Raw genomic sequence first — 19,248 nt, 5'->3', positions numbered from 1 at the left:
GCCCTTCGCGAACACGATGCTCGCGCTCTCCCTGATAGGCATCGGTTGCGGCGATCCCGAGCAGCTCACGCACGCCGCGACCCGCGCCATCAACGCAGCCGATCTCGTTCTGATCCCGCGCAAGGGGAGCGCAAAGTCCGATCTCGCCGATCTCAGGCGGACGATCTGCGCGGATGTGCTGACCAGCGACAACACGCGCATCGCCGAGTTCGATCTTCCCGTGCGCGACGCAGGCGAGGCGGACTACCGCAAGGGCGTGGACGATTGGCACGATGCGGTCGCCGCGAAATGGTCGCAGACCATCACGAGCCATCTCGAAGGGGATGGCAGGGTCGCGCTGCTAATCTGGGGCGATCCGTCGCTCTACGATTCCTCGCTGCGCATTGCGGGCCGGCTCGATCCCTTGCCGGAGATCGAGGTCATCCCCGGCATCACTTCGATCCAGGCGTTGTGCGCGGCGCATGCGCTGCCGCTCAACGACATCGGCGAGCCCTTTCTGGTCACGACAGGCCGCCGCTTGCGTGAAGGCGGCTGGCCGGTAAGCGCAGACACCGTGGTCGTGATGCTCGATGGCGGCACGGCGTTTCAGTCGCTCGATCCGGTCGGGCTCCAGATCTGGTGGGGCGCCTATCTCGGCATGCCCGATCAGATCATCATGTCCGGCGCGCTGGCCGAGGTGGGCCCGCGCATCGCCGCGCTGCGGCAGGAGGCGCGCGAGCGGCACGGCTGGATCATGGACTGCTACATCCTCAAGCGCAGGCCGTAAGCGAGGCAGCATGCTCCCCGAATGGGTCTACCATAAGTGCCCCGAAATCTCCGCGGTCCATCGCGACGCGGCGATCGTGCGGCAGGCGCAACTGACGAAGCCGACCGGCGCGCTCGGCCGGCTCGAGCAACTCGCGATCGAGCTCGCGGGCCTGCAAGCGACCGAGCAGCCACGCGCGGCACGCGTGCCGATCATCATCTTCGCGGGCGACCACGGCATCGTTGCGCAAGGCGTGTCGGCCTATCCGCAAGCCGTGACCATCGCGATGATGGCAAATTTTGCTTCGGGCGGCGCCGCGATCTCGGTGCTGGCGCGCGAGTTGGGTTCGCACCTGGAAGTCGTTGACGCCGGCACGCTGTCGCAAGACGAGATGATAGGCATCGTCACCGACAGGCCGCGCCATGGCACGCGCGATTTCAGCGTCGAGGCTGCGCTCACGCTTGCAGAGCTGGCCTTCGCCTTCGAGGCCGGCGAGCGTGCGGTTGCGCGCGCGGCAGCCAGCCAGCCCGATCTTCTGATCTTCGGCGAGATGGGCATCGGCAACACCACGACCTCGGCGGCGATCGCGGCGAGTCTGCTCGGCGTGAGCGCCGAGGAAATCGCGGGCAGCGGCACCGGCGTCGATGCCGCCGGCCGTGCGCACAAGGCGCGCGTGATCGATGCCGCGATTGTGCGTCATGGCGTTGCGGCTGCATCGCCCGAAAAAATCCTGTGCGCCGTCGGCGGCCTCGAGATCGCGGCCATCTGCGGGGCCATCATTGCGGCCGCGCAGCGCCGCATTCCCGTATTGATCGACGGCTTCATCGTGTCGGTCGCGGCGCTGGCGGCCGTGCGCCTCAATCCGTCGTGCCAGCCTTTCCTGCTGCCCTCGCATCAATCGGCGGAGCAGGGGCATCGGCTGGTGCTTCGCGCACTGAACGTGCAGCCGCTGATCAGCCTCGATCTCAGGCTCGGCGAGGGATCGGGCGCCGCCATCGCGCTGCCGCTGGTGCGATCGGCCTGTGCGCTTCACAACGGCATGGCGACGTTCGCGCAGGCCAATGTGCCGGATCGCCCGGCCTGATCCGGCTCACACCACGCGCTGATTGACCGACACGACGCGCCAGCCGGTCGCGAGCCGGTCGATCCTGGTCAGCGACAGCGGATCGATCACGAAGCGCAAGGCGGATTGCGGCGCAAGATCCAGCGCGATGCACAGTGCGGCGCGGATTGTGCCGGAATGCACGACGAGCGTAGCTGGCCCGGCTCCGATCCGTGACAGCCCATGCCGGACGCGCGCGACCTGATCCTCAAAGCTTTCACCTCCCGGTGGCCGCGCGTGCGCCGGATCGCCCCAGAATTGCGCATAGGCTTCGCCGCCGCTCGCGGCGAGTTCGTCATGTCGCCGGCCGGTCCAGTCGCCGAAATCCTGTTCGCTGAAGTTGCCCACCAGATCCGGTTCGAGCCCCAGCGCGCGCGCCGTCTCGACCGTGCGCCGCGACGGGCTGGCATAGCTCGCAGAGTCCCGCGGCAGGCGCTGCCGCAACGCCTGCAGTTGCGCGCGATCGCCGAGATCGGCGGGCGCGTCCGGCGCGTGAATCGTCCCCGCGACGCCGTCGACGGGTGCATGGCGTATCAGCCAGAGGAAGGTCTCGCCTTCCATGCTTATCTCCAAGGAAGTTGGTCGCTGTGGCAATAACGCCGCAACTGCCACATTGACTCTGTCTCGATCGTAATCCTAGATGCTCGCGACGGGTTCCCCCGAGAGGGGATGAAAAGGGAATGCGGTGCGGGGATGTTTCCCCAATGCCGCGGCTGCCCCCGCAACTGTAAGCGGATAATCCTTCGTCAGAAGCCACTGGGTCCTCGGTCCCGGGAAGGCGACGAAGTGGTGACGACCCGCGAGCCAGGAGACCTGCCGTCAGCCGTGGTCACACGCGAAGATGTCGGTCGGGGAGTACAGACATTCGGCTTCATCGGAGGGCTGACAAGCCCAGGGTGAGACCTCGTTCGCTGTGACGTGCCACTGACGTCATACCGAGGTCCCGCTGTGTCTTCCATCCGTATTGTACGATCGCGCCGATTCCTGCTCGCCTCTGCTGCTCTCACGTCGTTTACAGTCGCCGACCTGCCCGCCGCGCTGGCGCAGCAGGTCCGCGAACCGCTGCCGCCTGTCGAGGTGTCGCCCGCCCAGTCCCGCAAGCCGGCCAAGCCGGCTGCCCGGGACGCGCAGAGTGCGCGCCGCGCAGCAGCACGCAGGCCAGTGGTCGCATCGGCGGCGCCCAAGCCCGCCGTGCCGGCCGCGGGGGCGCCAACGCCGCTCAACAGCAATGCGGTGGCTGAGAGCGCCTCGCGTCTCGGCCTCACCGTGCGCGAGACGCCCGCGACCGTCGAGGTGATCTCGGCCGAGACCATGCGCGAGCAGGGCTATCGCACCGTGTCCGAGGTGGCGCAGGGCGCAGTCGGCGTCACCTCCGGCGACGCGCCGGGGGAGCCGGCGGGCTTCTCGATGCGCGGCTTCACCAACAGCCAGATCAACACGCTCTACAACGGCATCAAGATCGGCCCGCAGAACATGACCTCGCGGATCATGGACACCGCCAATCTGGAGGCCGTCGAATTCCTGAAGGGCCCGGCCTCGCTGATCTCGGGCGAGGGCGCCGCCGGCGGCTCGATCAACCTCGTCACCAAGCAGCCGCACACCGGAGCGATCCGCAACGAGGCAGACTTCTCGTACGACTCCCTGAACTCGTTCCGCGCGCATTACGGCTCGGGCGGCAGCACCAACGTTCAGGGCCTCGACTACCGCTTCGACATCAGCCGCTCCTCGCTCAACGGCTTTGTCGACGACACCAACACCAAGACGCTCGACGTGTCCGGCCAGCTCAACTACCGCATCTCCGACAGCCTCAAGGTCTGGGGTGCGATCGAGTACCGCGAGGATCGCGGGAAGGCCTATTGGGGCGCGCCGCTGGTGCCGATCGCTTTCAGCGGCTCGCATGCGACGACGGGGATTGTTTCCGGCACCTACTTCAACAGGACCGACCTCGGGGCCGTCACGATCGATGACCGCACCTTCAACACCAACTACAACGTTCTCGACAACCGAAACGTAGCGCAAGAGGTCTGGTTGCGCGGCGGCTTCGAGCTGAAACTGGCGCCGGACCTGACGCTGAAGAGTCAGGCCTATGGCTACGGCGCGGAGCGGTCGTGGTTCAACAACGAGATCGAGGCGTTCGATTCCACGAAAAACCAAGTGTATCGCGAGCGCTTCTATGTCGCGCACAGCCAGCGCCTTGTCGGCAATATCACCGACCTGATCTGGGACACGAACATCGCAGGCTTCGACAACCGGCTGGTCACGACGCTGTCGTCGAGCTATCTCGACTTCGTCAGGCCAGGCGCGGCGAAATTCCCGAACGACTATGTTCCGCTGGTCGATTTCGATCGTGGCTATTACGGACTGCTCGCGACCAAGCAGCAGACCGCGCGCATCGACAACGAGGCGCTGTCGTTCGAGGACCGGCTGAAGCTGACGCGGACCTTCGCGCTGATCGGCGGGCTGCGCGTCGAGCATATCGGGCTCGACCGCAACTCGACCGACGAGAACGGTCTGGTGAACGCGGGCTTTCCGTTCACCAAGGACTGGGCGCCGGTGACGGGACGCATCGGCTACACCTGGGAGGCCGTTCCGGGCCTCACCTTCTTCAGCCAGTACGCGACCGGCGCTGATATCTCCGCCAACAACATCTTCCTGCTGCTGCCGACCCAGCCGCTGGACCTCACGACCGCGCGGACCTACGAGACCGGCGTCAAGCACCTGTTCTGGGACAACCGGGCGGAGTGGTCGTTCTCGGCCTACGACATCCTGCGCAAGAACGTCTATGCGGCGGCCGGCGGGCAGGCGCTCAATATTGCGGGACGGCAGGAGTCGAAGGGCGTCGAGCTCGCCGCCTCGGTGCGGCCGATCGAGCCCCTTCGGCTGTGGGGCAACATCGCTTATGTCGATGCGCGCTATGCCGACTACAATTTCGTCGGCGGATCGTTCTCGGGCAACACGCCGCCGAACGTGCCGCGCATCGTTGCCAATGCTGGCGCCTCGTACCGCTTCTTCACGCCGTGGCCGGTTGAAGTCGGCATCACCGGCCGTCATGTCGGCGACCGCTACAATACCGATGCCAACACGGTGACGATGAAGGCGTATACCGTCGCCGACGTCTATGCCTTCGTCGACATTCCCAAGACGGTATTCAACGCGGTCGATCAGGCTCGCCTGACCTTCCGCGTGCGCAACATCGCCGACAAGCGCTACGCGATATGGGGCGATCCGTTCTATCCCGACCAGATCTTGCTGGGCGCGCCGCGAACCTATGAACTCTCGGCCGCATTCAAATGGTAGGGCGCTGACCACATGATGGGCGCGATCGTCCTGCTGCATCGCTGGCTCGGGATCGCGTTCTGCCTGCTGTTCGCGATGTGGTTCGCGACGGGAATCGTGATGCACTTCGTTCCGTTTCCATCGCTGACGGAAGCAGAGCGGATTGCCGGTCTCGCGCCGGTGGATCGTACGGAGGTGAGGATCGGCGTTGCCGATGCCGTGGCCGCGAGCGGCATCGCCGATGCTACGCGCCTGCGCCTGATTCAGCGGAGCGATGGGCCGGTCTATGTCGTGTCGGGGTCCTCGCACCTTCGCGCGGTTCGCGCGACAGACGGACAGGATGCATCGGTGCGGTCGCCCGAGGCCGCGCTCGCCATCGCGCAGGTGCATGCGCGCCAACGCGGGCTCGATGCCGCGCATGCGGCTGTCGTTGCGCAGGCGGACTACGACCAGTGGAGCGTGCCGAACGGCTTTGATCGTCACCGGCCCTTGTTTCGCGTGGCCCTCGGAGATGCGGCCGGAACGGAGCTCTACGTCTCGTCGCGCACCGGCGAGGTTGTGCTGGATACGACGCGAAGCGAGCGCGGCTGGAACCTCGTCGGCAGCGTCCTGCACTGGATCTATCCGACGGTCCTCAGGAGCAACTGGGCGCTGTGGGACGGCGTGGTCTGGACGCTGTCGCTGTTGGCGCTGATTGCAGCCATGCTGGGTGCAGTGCTCGGAATCGTGCGGTCCAGGATGCGAAGATACCGGATCTCCTCGCCTTATCGCGGCTGGCACGCCCTTCATCATATCATCGGCCTCGTGGCGACCGTCTTCGTGCTGACGTGGATCTTCAGTGGATGGCTCTCCATGGATCACGGCCGGCTGTTCTCGCGAGGGCAGCTGACCCCGGCCGAAGCCGGCGTGATCGATGCATCGCCGGACTGGACGACCGCCCCATCGGCGGAACGGAAGCGAATATCGCCCTCGGCCCGAGAGGTCGAATGGTTTGCCGTTGACGGCAGCCTCTATCGACGCGAGCGGATTGGTCTCGAGAAACAGGTTGTGGTTGGGCCCGACAGTGAGGAGGCGCCGATCGTCAGTGCGCGGGTGATCGGGAGCATGGTGACGAAGCTTGCGACAGCCTGCAATGCGCCGTCTATTCTCGCGGATAGCGACGATTATCCCGCGCAGTCCGTCGTTCCCGGTGGACCCGTCTACCGTTCCCGCTGCGGCGGCCTCTGGTTCGACATCGACAGCGCCGACGGCCGTGTGCTGCAAAGGCTGGATGCGTCGCGGCGAGCCTATCGCTGGTTCTACGGCGCGCTGCACACGCTAGATTTTCCAGTCCTGCAGGCGCATCCGCGTTTGCGCGATGTCCTGATCGTGGGCCTCTGCGCGCTCGGACTGGTGTTCTCCATCACCGGCATCGTCATCGGCTGGTGGCGGTTGCGTCTGTCTTTCGTCAGCTAGGACGTCCGATCAAACAAAAAGTGCGAAAACAACCCCATGCACAGTAGCCGGTGATAGTGGAATCAACGGCTTACGCAGGCATCGGCGCGATTTGACCCGTCGGGCAAAACAGGGGTATATTGCGACTATTCCGAAATCGTCGCGATCTCGCAAAGCTACGCCTGCAACTGCGCCTCGATATGCCGCGCGGCGCGCAGCAGCGTGCGGTCCTGGCCGCGCCGGGCGATGATCTGGAGGCCGAATGGAAGCCCGCGGGCGTCGGTGCCGCAGGGAAGTGAAATCGCCGGCAGGCGGGCGTGATTGACGAACGGCGTGAACACCGCATGCGCGCGCGGGCTCGCTGCACGGCCGCCGATCATGTCGGGTCCGAGCTGGGTGAACGGCCAGGCGACGCAGGGGACTGTCGGCGTCAGCAGCAGATCGACCTCGGCGAAGAAGGCCGCGAAGGCATTGGCGATCGCGGCGCTCGCGACCAGCGCACCCGCGACGTCCGCGCCTGACCAGGACAGCCCTCGCTCGATCTGCCTGGCGATGTCAGGGTCGAAGACAGTCGGGTCCTTGCGAAAAGCGTCTCCATGGAGCGCGGCAAGGCCAGCGTGCTGAAGCGGCATGAGGGCCTCTTCCGTCGCACCCGCCGGCCAGGTGGGATCGCGCAGCGCGATGCTGAGTCCTGCGGCGGAGAGACGCGCGACTGCGGAAACGAGCCCGTTGGCGACAACGTCATCGACCGCAACGTCGAGCCCGAGCCGCGGTGAGAAGGCGATACGAAGGCCGGCGATGTCCTCGGCTTCTTGCGCAATGCCGGCTGCATCCGGATCGCGCGGATCGGCGCCGGCCATGGCTTCGAACGCCAGCGCGATATCGGCAACATCGGCGGCGATCGGCGCGATGACCGACAGGCCGAAGAACGGCTCGGCGAAACCGGGCCCATAGGGGATCGCGCCATAGGACGGCTTGAAGCCGGCGACGCCCACATGGGCCGGCGGCCTGCGGCTGGAGCCGCCCGCATCGGTGCCGATCGCGAGGGGCACGAGGCCGGCTGCGACGGCGGTGGCGGGTCCACCCGAAGAGCCGCCCGGCGTCAACGCGGGATCGAGGGGATGTCGCGTCGGGCCGTACAGCGGCGATGTCGTGACGCCCTTGCTGGCGAATTCGGAGGTTGCGCCAATGCCGACGATGACCGCGCCGGCCTTGCGCAGGCGCTCGATCGCAATTGCATCCTGTGGCGCGATGAAATCGGCGAACAGGCGCGAGCCCTGCGTGATGCGCCAGCCGCTGGCCCAGATGTTGTCCTTGACGAGGATGGGGACGCCGGCCAGCGGCATTGTCTCGCCGGCACGCAGGCGATCGTCGACCGCCGCCGCGTCGGCCAGCGTGCGTGCGGGATCGGTCGTGACCACTGCGTTCAAGGCCTTGGCGGCGTCTATGCGGCCAAGGGCGGCCTTCGCCGTGTCGACGGCGGTCATCCGCCCGGCGGTGACGGCGGCTGCGATCTCGCGCGCACTATGCGTCGGTTTTGTCATGGCCTCCCCACATCAGCGCCAATGTGCCGCAGAGGGCAAGACAGGCCAAGGCGAAGAACGCCGCGCCAAGGCCGGCCACACCGTCCAGGATCGACACCACGGCCGGCGCCGCCAGTAGGCCCGCATAGGACGCGGTCAGCACCGCGCCGGTGGTCTCGCCGATCCGGTCCTGCGGGGCGAGGCGCGCGATCTCGGCGATGAAGACGCCGTTCCAGCCCGAGGCCGTCAGGCCGAACAGCGCCGCAACTGCGAACTGCCAGTTGCGGCTGAGCGATCCGCCGTCGAGGCCGAGCAGCGCGGCGCAGAAGGCCATGCCGAGGCCGATGACGATGAGCACGGCGCGGGGGGCGTCGAGGCGCATGGCGACGTAGCCCCAGCCGAGCCGGCCGACGAGACCGCCGGCTTGCGCGCAGGCGAGCGCCATGCCGGCCTCGATATGGCCAAGACCAAGCTCGCGGGTGCCGAGCGTGACGAAGACGGTGTTGAGCGACACCTGCATCGCGCTGAACGGCATCGATGCCAGCGCCAGCATCGCGATCCGCCGGTCCGCGGTCACCAGTGCCAGCCGCGCGCGCAGATCGAGCTTTGGGGGCGGGACGAGCTTGCCGGCGTAGGCCGGCCGCAGCCACTCGAACAGCGCGATCGCGAACAGCGCCAGGGCAGCAACGGCCGCATAGCACCAGGCCGGCCCGAACGCGATGGCGATCGCGGGCAGGGCCAGCGAGCCGCAGACCGCGCCGATCTGGTTGCCGGTCTGGCGCACCGAGAAGACGAAGGCGCGGCGCTCGGCGGTCACCAGCCGCGCCAGCAGCGCTGCGCTTGCCGGCGTCTCGGGGCCCATGGCAAGGCCGAGGCAGAGGCCCGCGGCGAGCAGGGCGGCGCTCGATCCGAGCGAAGCCAGTGCCATGCTGACGACGATGGCCGCCGCGCACAGGCTCGCGATCCGCAGCGAGCCAACCCGCGCGATGAAGCCGCCGCCCCAGAACGAGGCGGGGATACCGACGGCGAACACCGCGCATGAGAACATCGAGAGCTGCCAGACCTCGATATGGGCGCGCGGCGCGACCACGCCGGGCGCGAACAAGGCGAGCGCGACCAGCGCCTGGAGCCAGGTCATCGCGCCCAGGGCTGGCAGCAGTGCTGGCCGAGCGGCGGCGTTTCCGTCTACCATGGCGGCACGCTCAGGGGAGGGACATGATGGCAGGCGGTATTTCCATTCACGCGGTCGATGTGGCGAGCGGACGGCCCGCGCAGGGGCTGCGCGTCGAGATCTGGCGGATCGATCCCGACTCCTCGCGCATCGCCGACGGGCGGCTCGGCGCCAATGGCGTGCTCGATCACCCCATAGTGCAAGGCGCCGGTGTGACGGCCGGCGAGTACGAGGTCCTGTTTCATCTCGGCGAGTTCTTTGCGGACAGCGACGGTTTTCTCACGGTGACGCCGTTCCGCTTCCGCATCAAGAACGTTGACGAGCATTTTCACCTGCCGCTGAAATTCACGCGCTGGGGGTATTCGCTGTTCCGCGGCGCCTGATCAATTCGTCAGCCGCCGCGACAGGCCCGTGACGCGCTCCATGACGGCAACCAGCGCGACGGTCGCAATGATCAGCACGCCCGACAGGGCAGCGATGGTCACATCCAGCTTGCCCTCGAGGTCTTGCCACATCCGGATCGGCAGCATGTCGGTGGCGGCGTCGCGCAGGAACAGCGACACCGGCACATTGTCGAACGACGACATGAAGGCGATGAAGGCACCCGCGATGATGCCCGGCCGGATCAGCGGCAGCACGATCCGGCGGAACGTGTAGAGCCGGCTCGCCCCCAGCACCGCCGAGCTCTCCAGCAAGGTCGGCTCGAGCTGGGCGAGCGCTGCGACCGTATTGCGCACGACGTAGGGCACGCACACCACGGTGTGGCCGATCACCAGCGTCAGGGGCGAGACCGGCAGGCCGACCAGTGAGAACAGCATCAGGGCGGCAAGCCCGAAGGCAAGCGCCGGCAGCACCAGCGGCGACATGAACAGGGAATCGAGCAGTCGTGCCGACAGCGTCCGCGAGCGCGAGATCGCAAGCGCGGCGGCAACGCCGAGGACGACGGACAGGCCCGTCGCCCACAGCGCGACGATGAGGCTGTTCTTCGCCGCGAAGTGAAGCTGCCAGGCCTCCCACAGTTCGGCGTACCAGCGCAGTGAGTAACCCGGCGGCGGGAAGCGCAGCGAGAAGCCGCTGGTGAAGGAGACGATCAGCACCACCAGCGACGGCGCGATGATGATGATCAGCGCGATGACAGCGATCACGGTCATGGCCAACTCGAAGCTGATCGCCTCCAGGGTGCGCTTGCGACCGCTCATCACGCGCCTCCATAGCCGCGCGACAGGCGGCCGAGCGTGGTGAAGACGGAGACGACCGCGAGCACGGCGAGCAGGAAGATGATCGAGATCGCGGATGCAAAGGGCCAGTTCTGCAGCGTGGAAGCCTGCTGATAAAGATACATCGGCATGAACAGCATCTGTCCGCCGCCGATCAGCGACTGGGTGATGAACGCCGTGATCGCGGCGGCATAGGTCAGCGTGCAGCCGGCGATGACGCCCGGCAAGGACAGCGGCAGCACGATCCTGAAGAAGGTGCGCCAGCTCCCGGCGCCGAGCGAGCAGGAGGCATCGTCGAGATTGGGATCGATGCGGCCGAGCGCGGTGATCAGCGGCAATGTCATCAGCGGCATCTGCACCTGCGCCAGCGCGATCACGACGCCGAACTGGGTGTAGAGCAGCTTCAAGGGCGTATTGATGATGCCGAGCGATTGCAGCGTCGCGTTGATGATGCCCTGGCGGCCGAGGATGACGATCCAGGCGAAGGTGCGGACCACGACGCTGGTCAGCAGCGGCAGCAGCACGATCAGGATGATGATGGTCTGGAGCTTTGGCCCGACCCGCTGATAGAGCCAGGCGATGGGAAAGCCGAGCACGAGGCAGACGGCCGTCACCTCCGCGCCTAGCAGCAGCGTCGAGCCGAGCACCCCGAGGCTGAAGGGATCGGTGAGGAAGTGCAGGTACTGGCCGAGCCCCCAATGGAGCCCGGCCGTGTCGTTGTGCAGCGAGAGCCAGAGCAGTTGCAGCAGCGGCGCCACGAAGAAGACCAGGAAGAACAGCGCCAGCGGCACTGCCAATCCCATCCCGTAGGAGGTCACGTCCCGTGATGCCGGTGCTGCGCCCATCGTCAGGTCCTTGGAGCTCTTAGATCTTGATCTCGCGGTTGAAGCGCTCGATCCAGGCCGAGCGCTGCTCGTTGATCTTCTTCCAGTCCTGGAACACGAACTTCTGCTTCAGCTCGGCGGTGTCCTTGGCGAGCACGCGCGCGATCTCGCCGCCCATCGTCACCTTGGAGTTGGTGGGCACGATCAGGTAGGGCGGGTTCATCAGCGTGGTCTGCACCTCGGGCGTCAGCGCGGCCTCGATCAGCTTGAAGGCGAGCTCGCGGTTGGGCGAGTTCTTGACGATATGGATCGTGGTCTTGAAGGCGATGGCGCCTTCCTTCGGGGCCACGAACTCGACCGGCACGCCGCGCGCCTTCAGGATCTGGATGGCGTTGAAATTGCCGGGTGAGATGTCGATCTGGCCTTGCTGGAACAGGGTCGCGAGCGCGCCGGGATTGGCGGCGACCGCGGCGAGATTGGGCTTCAACTCCTCCAGCGCCTTGAAGCCGGGATCGACATTGGCTTCCGAGCCGCCGCGCATCTTGGCGATCTCGACCAGCCAGCCGGTGCCGAGCGTCGAGTTGAGATTGGTGATGCCGACGCGCCCCTTGAACTCCGGCTTCCAGAGATCGGCCCAGGAGGTCGGCGGCGTCTTGACGGCTTCCGGATTGTAGGTGAGGCCGACGACCTGGAAGAACGGGGCGGGGCCCATCGGCTCCTGTGCCTCGGCGATCAGGTCCTTGTAGTAGGCGCTCTTCTCGACCGGATAGGGCTCGACCAGGTCCTGGCCGATCGCGACGAGGGCGGGGCCGGGATCATGCAGCATGACGTCGATCGGCGGATTGGCCTTGGCGGCATTGACCTTCGCGATCTGGTCGACCGAGAGCATGGGATCGAGCACGATCGCGGCGTCCGCGTTGGCTTTCCGGAACGCCGGCACCAGCACGGCCTTGTGCGCCTCCTCCCAGCTTCCGGTGAAGGTCGCGAACACCAGCGGGCGGGCCTGGGCGAAGCTCAGGCCGGGAAACGCCTTCATGGCGCCGAGTGTGAGTGCGGTCGTCATCAGGCTTCGGCGGTTCATGATCATGTGGAACTCCCTCTGGACAAGAACTGGATCTAAAGCGTTGCGGGAAAGGCGTTGGCGAGCGATGGGGCGAGCGGTGCGAGGCGCACCGCCGCGCCGTTCTCCAGCGCGCGCGTCTCGCCGATGCGCGCCTGCGAGACCTTGACGCCGGAGCCGTCGGCGGTCGTGACTTCGTGCACGACGGTGGCGCCCAGCGGCAGCGACATGCCGACCACGCCGGCAAAGCCGGTTTCGTCGCCGACGAATTGCAGATGCTCGGGCCGGATGCAGACGGTGACGCGGCCACCTTCGGCGAGCGCGCCGCCCGCGGGACGTGCGATGATCTCCGCGCCGGCATCGAGGCGGACCTTTGCGGCGGTGCGGTCCGCCGAGATCACGACACCGGGCATGCGATTGGTCGAGCCGACAAAGGTATTGACGAACAGCGTCTGCGGACGGTCGTAGACGTCGGACGGCGAGCCGAACTGCTCGAGCTTGCCATGGCTCAGCACGGCGACGCGGTCGGCCATCGACAGCGCCTCTTCCTGGTCGTGCGTCACGATCAGCGTGGTGATGCCGGAGACGCGTTGCAGCCGCTTGACCTCGATCTGCATGTCGAGCCGCAAATTCTTGTCGAGCGCGGCAAAGGGCTCGTCGAGCAGCAGGATCGACGGCTTGATCGCGAGCGCGCGGGCGAGCGCAACGCGCTGCTGCTGGCCGCCGGAGAGCTGCCGCGGCAATCGTTCTGCCATGGTCGGTAGTTGCACCAGCTCCAGCAGGCGCTGCGCCTCGCGCTGGCGGCTCGCCTTGTCGATGCCGCGCGCGGCGAGCCCGTAGGCAACGTTCTCGCTGATCGACAGGTGCGGAAACAGCGCGTAGTTCTGGAACACGATGCCGACCGCGCGGCGGTTCGGCGGCAGCGAATCGACGATGTCGTCGCCGATGATGATGCGCCCCTGCGTCTGCGCGATGAAGCCGGCGATGATCCGCAGCAGGGTGGTCTTGCCGCAGCCTGACGGACCGAGCAGGGCGATGATCTCGCCGCCCTTGATGTCGAGATTGATGTTCTCGACCGCGAGTGCGCCGCTCGGATAGCGGTGCGTGACCGCATCGACGACGAGCGAACGTCCGCTTGGCGCATCAGCCATGGTGTTGCCTCCCGTTGCTCCAGAGGAGAAAGCAAGTCTCGTGCCCGAAGCGCTCGCCTTTCGATGCGCGTTTTGGCATGGTGGGCCGATGACATCGGTTTGCGACCTCACGGCCACGGAGCTTGCGCGCGCTATCGCGAGAGGCGAGCTGTCCTCGCGTGACGCCGTCGAGGCGCACCTCGCACGGATTGCGGACCTCGATACCCGATTGGCGGCGTTCGTCACGGTCGATGCGGAGGGCGCCCGCCGTTTGGCGGAAATCTGCGATGCGGCGCCCGCGCCGATCGGACCGCTGCATGGCGTGCCGATCGGGATCAAGGACCTCACCGATACCGGCGGGCTGACCACCACCTACGGCTCGGCTTTGTTCCGCGATCACGTCCCGGCCGAGGACGAGCTCGTGGTCGCGCGGCTGCGGCGCGCCGGCGCGATCATTCTGGGAAAGACCAACACGCCGGAATTCGGCTTCGGTGCGGTCTGCACCAACCGGTTGCGCGGGCCGACGCGCAATCCCTTCGATCCCGCGCTGACCTCCGGCGGATCGTCCGGCGGCTCTGCCGTTGCGGTCGCGGCCGGCATGGTGCCGCTGGCGCACGGCACCGATTTCGGCGGCTCGGTGCGCACGCCCGCAAGCTTCTGCGACGTCGCCTCGATCCGGCCGACGCCCGGCCGCATCCCGTCGCCGCGCCGCCCGCTCGGCTGGGATATGCTGGCCAGCCACGGCTTCCTCGCCCGCGGCGTCGACGATCTCGCGCTTGCGCTGTCGGTATGCGCGGGAAGCGACGCGCACGATCCGCTCTCGGCCCGCGTAGTCAGTGACGATCGAGCGATCGCAGGACGTCCCCGGATCGCCGTCACGCCTGACTTCGGCGTCGCGCCGGTTGCACGCGAGGTTCGTGCGCGTTTCGCAGCGGCTTGCGAGGCGCTCGCGCGCGTGGCCAATGTTGTGCCGTCCTCGCCCGATTGCGGCGGCGCGATCGAGACGTTTCGTACGTTGCGCGCCGCGCACATCGCCAATAGCTATGGCGATCTTTTGAAGACGCGTCGCGCCGAGCTCACGCCCACCGTGATCTGGAATATCGAGGCGGGCGCAAAACTCTCCGCCGAGGACTATCTCACCGCCGAGCGCCGCCGTACGGCGATCTACCGCAGCTTTCGCGAGCTGTTCACGCGCGCCGATTTCCTGGTCGCGCCGGCGGCATCGGTCTTGCCCTGGCCGAACGAGATCAGCGACGTCACCGCGATCGACGGCGCCGCGCTGGAGACGCCGATCGACTATCTCGCTGTCACCTTCATCGTGTCGCTGGTCGGGTTTCCGGTCCTGACCTTGCCGGCACCCAGGGATGTGAACGAGCTGCCGTTCGGCATCCAGATCATCGCGCCGCCCGGCGGCGAATCCCGCTTGTTTGCCTTCGGCCGTGCCATCGAGAACGAATTGGGGTTTTCGCATCGCCGGCCGCCTCTCTGATCAGCTGTCGCGATGCTCGAGCCGGGCGGCGAGCGCCTCGGCAAGACCGATGGTCGGCTTGGCGGCGGGCCGGCGGAACGTGCCCGCCGTTGCCTTGCGCAGGCGCAGCGCATGAAGCGCTTCGGCCTGCTTCACTGAGGCGACGACTTGATCGACGACGGGGACGGGAATCCGGTCGGCCACGCGTTCGGCGAGGCCCGAGAGCGGCGCGCCCGCAAAAATCAGCACGTCGGCGTCATCCTCGACGATGGCGCGCTGGGCGAGATCGACCAGCACATCCTCCTTCTCGGTGCCGACCTCGGAGATCGCCTGGAACGGCGTGTCGAGCATGCGGATGCCGGCGCAGCGCTCCCATAGCCCGTGGGCGCGGACGCATTCCTCGTACCAGGGGCCCAACGCCTGCGCGAAGGTGACGATGGCGAAGCGGCGGCCGGCCATGCAAGCCGTCAGCATCGCGGCTTCCGCCATGCCGACCACGGGAATGTCGAAGGTTTCGCGCGCCGCGAACAGGCCGGGATCGCCGAAGGCGGCGATGATCGCGGCATCGACGTTCCGGTGCTGCTCGGCCAGCATCTCCAGCGCAATGGCGCCGCCGATCTGCGCCTCGGTCCGCGTCGCGATATAGGGCACGCCGCGGGTCGCGGTGCAGGGGATCAGCTCGGTGCCTGATGAGGCCGCGCGCTGCCCGACCCCCATCATCAGGTGCGTGACTTCGGTGCTGGTGTTCGGATTGAGCAGCAGCAGCTTCATGGTCACGCCGCCGTCTGCTTGGCTTGAGAGGCGGCGATCACTTCGAGCAGGGCAGTGCCGGTGCGCCGGACATGGGCGCCGAGCAGGCGGCCGGCCGCTTCGCTGTCGCGCGCCTCGAGCGCTGCCAGGATATCGGCGTGCTCGTCGACCGAATTGCTCCAGCGGCTGTTAGCGCCGAGCGCGAGGTAACGCGCGCGTTCGGCGCGGGAGATCAGCGTCTCGTGCGCCTCGCGCAGCGGCGTGTTGCGCGCCATGCGGACGATGGTGTTGTGGATCTCGCCGTTGATGGCGAAGTAATCGTCGAGCTTGCCGTTGCGGTGATGACCCTCCATGCGGGTCTGAAGCGTGCGCAGGCGGGCGAGATCGCGCTCGGTGGCGCGCTCCGCGGCAAGCTCGGCGGCCAGCCGTTCGATTCCGGACAGCGCCTCGAACAGCTCCGAGATGCCGTCGACCGCGATGTCGGCGATGCGCGGGCTTCGATTGGGGCGTAGCTCGATCAACCCTTCGGCCGCCAGCACCTTCATCGCCTCGCGCAACGGCGTGCGCGACACGCCCAGCTCCTTCGACAGCCTGGTCTCCTGGGTCTGCGATCCCGGCGGCAGCTCGCCGCGGATGATCATCGTCCGCATCCGCGCGGCGGCGCGCTCATGCAGGCCCATCCGCTTGAGTTTGGGCGACTTTCGTCCCTTCGGCGCTTCCGATTTCTGCTGCACGCGTGCCTCACTGCTTCCGCTCATCTTAGCCGTTTCCAGCCCTTTGACTTGCCCAAAATACCGACGCATCTCGCTGAAAACAATGGCACAACGCGCAAATTGTATGCAGCATGCAGAATCCCCGTTGCGCTGCCGCAAAGGCCGACCGATGATCTCTGGTGACGCGCGAGACCTCGCGCCTTCGAAACGGAGTGAGCGATGCGGACGAGTTTGCGATGGGGCCTCGTGGTGATGGCGGCGATGTTCGGTGGCAGCGATCTCGCCTCCGCGCAGACAGCCAAGATCAAGCTCGGTTACGCCAAATGCGCGCACTGCCTGCCGATGTCGCTGATTGCAGGCATGGCGAAGGGTGTCGAGGTCGAGGCCACCGGCTTCAACTCGGGCAATGACGTGCTCACCGCGCTGGTGTCGAAGAGCATCGACGTCGCGCAGGTCACTTACCTCCACTACATCACCGCGCTCGACAAAGGCTTCGACGTCGTCGCCGTGTCCGGCCAGATCAATGGCGGCTCGGAATGCCTCTCCTCCGCGAAGCTGAACCTGCCGCCTGAGGATTGGACCACTTTCAAGACGACCGCTCTGAAGGCGAAGAGCGACGGTCAGCCGCTCAAGGTCGCGGCGTCCCGCGGCAATGCGCAGGACATCCACATGCGCGGCGCGTTCCTGAAGCAGGGCGTCGATCCCAACAAGGACATCCAGTTCATCAACATTCCCAACCCGTCGGACCATCTCGCGGCGCTCCAGCGCGGCGAGGTCGACATGATCTGCTCGGTCGAGCCGTTTGCCTCGCAGATCCGGCTCGCCGGCGCCGGCAAGCACTTCGTGCTGCCCTACGACCAGGCCGCGGGGAATCTCACCAACCTGATCGTCACCCGTTCCGACGTGATCGCGAGCCAGCGCGCCGGCGTCCAGGGCGTCGTCAGCGCCGTGGTCGAGCTCGACAACAAGCTGATCGCCGACAAGGGGCCGTGGATCGAGGTCATCAACAAGCTCACCGGCCTCGACAAGACGGTCGCGACCGAGGCGCTGAAGAACGCTTCGCCAGATCCCGCGATCCATCGTTCGCAGACGCTCGCGATCGCCGCGATGATGCGCGACCTCAAATACATTGCGAAGGACGTCTCCGCGGAAGCGGAGAAGAACATGGACTATTCGTTCCTGGAGCAGGCCACGGGAAAAGCCAAGAATGACCTCGGTTATTGATGCCGCGCCGGTCAAGCCGGCGTTCCGGCTGACACGGGCGTTCCAGGGGCTCGAACGCGTCGTCGTCCCCGCGCTGCTGATCGCGGGCTGGGAAGCCTTTGCCCGCAGCGGCATGCTGCCGCCGGCGCTGCTACCGGCGCCGAGCGCGGTGCTGCATGCGCTCGGCGACTGGGTGTTCGGCTTCGACGAGACCACGCAGACCTATTCGGGGCACTGGCTGCGCGATGCGCTCGCCAGCGCTCTTCGCGTCTTCGGCGGCTTTGCGCTGGCAAGCGCGCTCGGCATTCTCGCTGGCGTCGCGATCGGCTGGTCGCGCCTGTTCGAGAAGACGCTGGAGCCGACGCTGCAGATGCTGCGGCCGATCCCGCCGGTGTCCTGGATTCCGCTGGCGATCATCTGGTTCGGCATCGCCGACAAGCCCGCGATCTTTCTCGTCTTCCTCGGCGCCTTCTTTCCCGTGCTGATGAACAGCATTCACGGGGTGAAGACCGTGGACCACAATCTCGTGCGTGCCGGCGCGATGATGGGCGCAAGCCAGCGGCAGATGTTGACCGATATCGTGCTGCCGGCGGCGCTGCCCTCGATCTTCGCAGGCCTGCGCATCGCGGTCGGCTCGGCCTGGATGCTAACGGTCACCGCCGAGATGGTGGCGGTGAAGAGCGGCCTCGGCTACGTCCTGTGGGATTCCTACTACTTCCTGCGCTACGACATCGTGCTTGCCGCGATGATCTCGATCGGGCTGCTAGGCTATCTCTCCGACCTCGGCCTCAAGGCGATCATGGCGCGCACGCTGCGCTGGCAGCAGACGACCACCGTGCAGGGCAGGGCAGGCTGATGGCGGCAATCGAGCTTCGCAACATCGTCAAGGTATTCTCCGACAAGCGGCGCGGCCGCGATCTCCTGACGCTGGACAACATCAATCTCGACATCGAGGCCAATGACTTCGTCTGCCTGCTCGGCCCGTCCGGCTGCGGCAAGTCAACCTTGCTCAACATCATCGCCGGCTTCGAGCAGGCGACGAGCGGCCGCACGCTGGTCGGCGGCAAGCAGGTGGAGCGGCCCGGCTCGGACCGCGGCGTGGTGTTCCAGCAGCCGACCCTGATGCCGTGGCTGACGGCGATCGACAACATTGCGTTCCATCTCAAGCTCAAGGGCGTCGGCAAGGCCGAACGGCACCACCGCGCCATGGAGTTCATCGATCTCGTCGGCCTGCGCGGCTTCGAGCACCATCATCCCTCCGAGATGTCCGGCGGCATGAACCAGCGGGTCGGGATCGCCCGCGCGCTGCTGATGAACCCGAGCGTCATCCTGATGGACGAGCCGTTCGCGGCGCTCGACGCCCAGACCAAGCTCGAAATGCAGGAGGAACTGGTCGCGATCTGGCAGAAGCGCCGCTGCACCATCGTGTTCGTCACCCACAGCGTCGACGAGGCGCTGGTGCTCGGCAACAAGATCGTGGTGATGACCAAGCGGCCGGGGCGGATCCGCGAGGCCGTCAATTTCGACCTGCCGCGTCCGCGCGACATCACCAGCCCCGAATTCAACGACGCCAAGCGCCACATCCTGGCTCTGATCCGGGAGGAGTCGACGCGCCTCGCGCAGGCGTCGTAG

18 protein-coding genes and 1 riboswitch are annotated in these 19,248 nt (G+C 66.7%); of the genes, 9 read left to right on the top strand and 9 right to left on the bottom strand.

The genetic code is table 11. The features are described 5' to 3' along the window. Positions 1–16 precede the first annotated feature (16 nt). Together cobF and cobT are read left to right on the top strand one after the other, a co-directional pair. The gene (gene cobF / locus AB5K84_RS30720; protein ID WP_011086059.1) at positions 17–766 is read left to right on the top strand and encodes a precorrin-6A synthase (deacetylating); all 750 of its coding nucleotides are present in this window, start codon (positions 17–19) and stop codon (positions 764–766) included. 10 nt (positions 767–776) lie between these two features. Next, positions 777–1,829 (top strand): nicotinate-nucleotide--dimethylbenzimidazole phosphoribosyltransferase, encoded by a 1,053-nt coding sequence (gene cobT / locus AB5K84_RS30715; RefSeq protein ID WP_011086060.1) that lies wholly within the window; start codon positions 777–779, stop codon positions 1,827–1,829. Positions 1,830–1,835: 6 nt separating this feature from the next. Here the strand turns inward: cobT and AB5K84_RS30710 are convergent, their stop codons facing one another. Continuing rightward, on the bottom strand, positions 1,836–2,408 hold the full coding sequence (locus tag AB5K84_RS30710; RefSeq protein WP_038966025.1) for a histidine phosphatase family protein: 573 nt from the start codon (positions 2,406–2,408) through the stop codon (positions 1,836–1,838). Between the two features lie 72 nt (positions 2,409–2,480). Continuing rightward, positions 2,481–2,682, top strand: a riboswitch (cobalamin riboswitch). 113 nt (positions 2,683–2,795) lie between these two features. Between AB5K84_RS30710 and AB5K84_RS30705 the strand changes: the two genes are divergently transcribed. Together AB5K84_RS30705 and AB5K84_RS30700 are read left to right on the top strand one after the other, a co-directional pair. Continuing rightward, positions 2,796–5,144 (top strand): TonB-dependent receptor, encoded by a 2,349-nt coding sequence (locus tag AB5K84_RS30705; protein WP_162603506.1) that lies wholly within the window; start codon positions 2,796–2,798, stop codon positions 5,142–5,144. A 12-nt stretch (positions 5,145–5,156) separates the two neighbouring features. Continuing rightward, positions 5,157–6,578, top strand: coding sequence for a PepSY domain-containing protein (locus tag AB5K84_RS30700; RefSeq protein ID WP_011086064.1), 1,422 nt, complete (start codon positions 5,157–5,159; stop codon positions 6,576–6,578). 155 nt (positions 6,579–6,733) lie between these two features. Here the strand turns inward: AB5K84_RS30700 and AB5K84_RS30695 are convergent, their stop codons facing one another. Beyond that, the gene (locus tag AB5K84_RS30695) at positions 6,734–8,101 is read right to left on the bottom strand and encodes an amidase (RefSeq protein WP_011086065.1); all 1,368 of its coding nucleotides are present in this window, start codon (positions 8,099–8,101) and stop codon (positions 6,734–6,736) included. Continuing rightward, positions 8,082–9,272 (bottom strand): MFS transporter, encoded by a 1,191-nt coding sequence (locus AB5K84_RS30690; protein ID WP_011086066.1) that lies wholly within the window; start codon positions 9,270–9,272, stop codon positions 8,082–8,084. Before AB5K84_RS30690 ends, AB5K84_RS30695 begins: the two co-directional genes overlap by 20 nt. Positions 9,273–9,298: 26 nt before the next feature. On the opposite strand from AB5K84_RS30690, the gene AB5K84_RS30685 reads away from it, so the two are divergent. Continuing rightward, on the top strand, positions 9,299–9,634 hold the full coding sequence (locus tag AB5K84_RS30685; protein WP_028172113.1) for a hydroxyisourate hydrolase: 336 nt from the start codon (positions 9,299–9,301) through the stop codon (positions 9,632–9,634). Here AB5K84_RS30685 and AB5K84_RS30680 read toward each other — a convergent pair whose 3' ends face one another. Genes AB5K84_RS30680 through AB5K84_RS30665 form a run of 4 tightly spaced genes read right to left on the bottom strand, consistent with a single transcriptional unit; the run spans position 9,635 to position 13,503 of the window. Beyond that, a complete protein-coding gene (locus tag AB5K84_RS30680) occupies positions 9,635–10,450 on the bottom strand; it encodes an ABC transporter permease (RefSeq protein WP_028172112.1) in 816 nt (271 codons plus the stop codon). Further along, complete coding sequence (locus AB5K84_RS30675) at positions 10,450–11,313, bottom strand: ABC transporter permease (RefSeq protein WP_011086069.1); 864 nt, start codon at positions 11,311–11,313, stop codon at positions 10,450–10,452. Before AB5K84_RS30675 ends, AB5K84_RS30680 begins: the two co-directional genes overlap by 1 nt. 19 nt (positions 11,314–11,332) lie before the next feature. Continuing rightward, positions 11,333–12,379: an ABC transporter substrate-binding protein gene (locus AB5K84_RS30670; RefSeq protein WP_011086070.1), complete on the bottom strand. Its 1,047-nt coding sequence runs from the start codon at positions 12,377–12,379 to the stop codon at positions 11,333–11,335. 29 nt (positions 12,380–12,408) lie between these two features. After that, the gene (locus AB5K84_RS30665; RefSeq protein WP_011086071.1) at positions 12,409–13,503 is read right to left on the bottom strand and encodes an ABC transporter ATP-binding protein; all 1,095 of its coding nucleotides are present in this window, start codon (positions 13,501–13,503) and stop codon (positions 12,409–12,411) included. Between the two features lie 88 nt (positions 13,504–13,591). Here AB5K84_RS30665 and AB5K84_RS30660 point away from each other — a divergent pair, with 88 nt between their 5' ends. Next, positions 13,592–14,971: an amidase gene (locus tag AB5K84_RS30660; RefSeq protein ID WP_011086072.1), complete on the top strand. Its 1,380-nt coding sequence runs from the start codon at positions 13,592–13,594 to the stop codon at positions 14,969–14,971. Here the strand turns inward: AB5K84_RS30660 and AB5K84_RS30655 are convergent, their stop codons facing one another. Together AB5K84_RS30655 and AB5K84_RS30650 are read right to left on the bottom strand one after the other, a co-directional pair. Next, the gene (locus AB5K84_RS30655) at positions 14,972–15,721 is read right to left on the bottom strand and encodes an aspartate/glutamate racemase family protein (RefSeq protein ID WP_038966024.1); all 750 of its coding nucleotides are present in this window, start codon (positions 15,719–15,721) and stop codon (positions 14,972–14,974) included. 2 nt (positions 15,722–15,723) lie between these two features. Beyond that, positions 15,724–16,458 carry a GntR family transcriptional regulator gene (locus AB5K84_RS30650; RefSeq protein WP_370163210.1) on the bottom strand — a complete coding sequence of 245 codons (735 nt, stop codon included), beginning with the start codon at positions 16,456–16,458 and terminating at the stop codon, positions 15,724–15,726. Between the two features lie 174 nt (positions 16,459–16,632). On the opposite strand from AB5K84_RS30650, the gene AB5K84_RS30645 reads away from it, so the two are divergent. Genes AB5K84_RS30645 through AB5K84_RS30635 form a run of 3 tightly spaced genes read left to right on the top strand, consistent with a single transcriptional unit; the run spans position 16,633 to position 19,248 of the window. Further along, the gene (locus AB5K84_RS30645; RefSeq protein ID WP_011086075.1) at positions 16,633–17,637 is read left to right on the top strand and encodes an ABC transporter substrate-binding protein; all 1,005 of its coding nucleotides are present in this window, start codon (positions 16,633–16,635) and stop codon (positions 17,635–17,637) included. Beyond that, on the top strand, positions 17,621–18,472 hold the full coding sequence (locus tag AB5K84_RS30640; RefSeq protein WP_011086076.1) for an ABC transporter permease: 852 nt from the start codon (positions 17,621–17,623) through the stop codon (positions 18,470–18,472). Before AB5K84_RS30645 ends, AB5K84_RS30640 begins: the two co-directional genes overlap by 17 nt. Next, positions 18,472–19,248 carry an ABC transporter ATP-binding protein gene (locus AB5K84_RS30635; RefSeq protein WP_011086077.1) on the top strand — a complete coding sequence of 259 codons (777 nt, stop codon included), beginning with the start codon at positions 18,472–18,474 and terminating at the stop codon, positions 19,246–19,248. Before AB5K84_RS30640 ends, AB5K84_RS30635 begins: the two co-directional genes overlap by 1 nt.

The sequence above is a fragment of the Bradyrhizobium sp. 1200_D9_N1_1 genome (assembly GCF_052075915.1).
GTDB classification, from domain to species: Bacteria; Pseudomonadota; Alphaproteobacteria; order Rhizobiales; family Xanthobacteraceae; genus Bradyrhizobium; species Bradyrhizobium diazoefficiens.
Note: the sequence above shows the minus strand (reverse complement) of the source record. Positions and strands in the feature narration are given on the sequence as shown.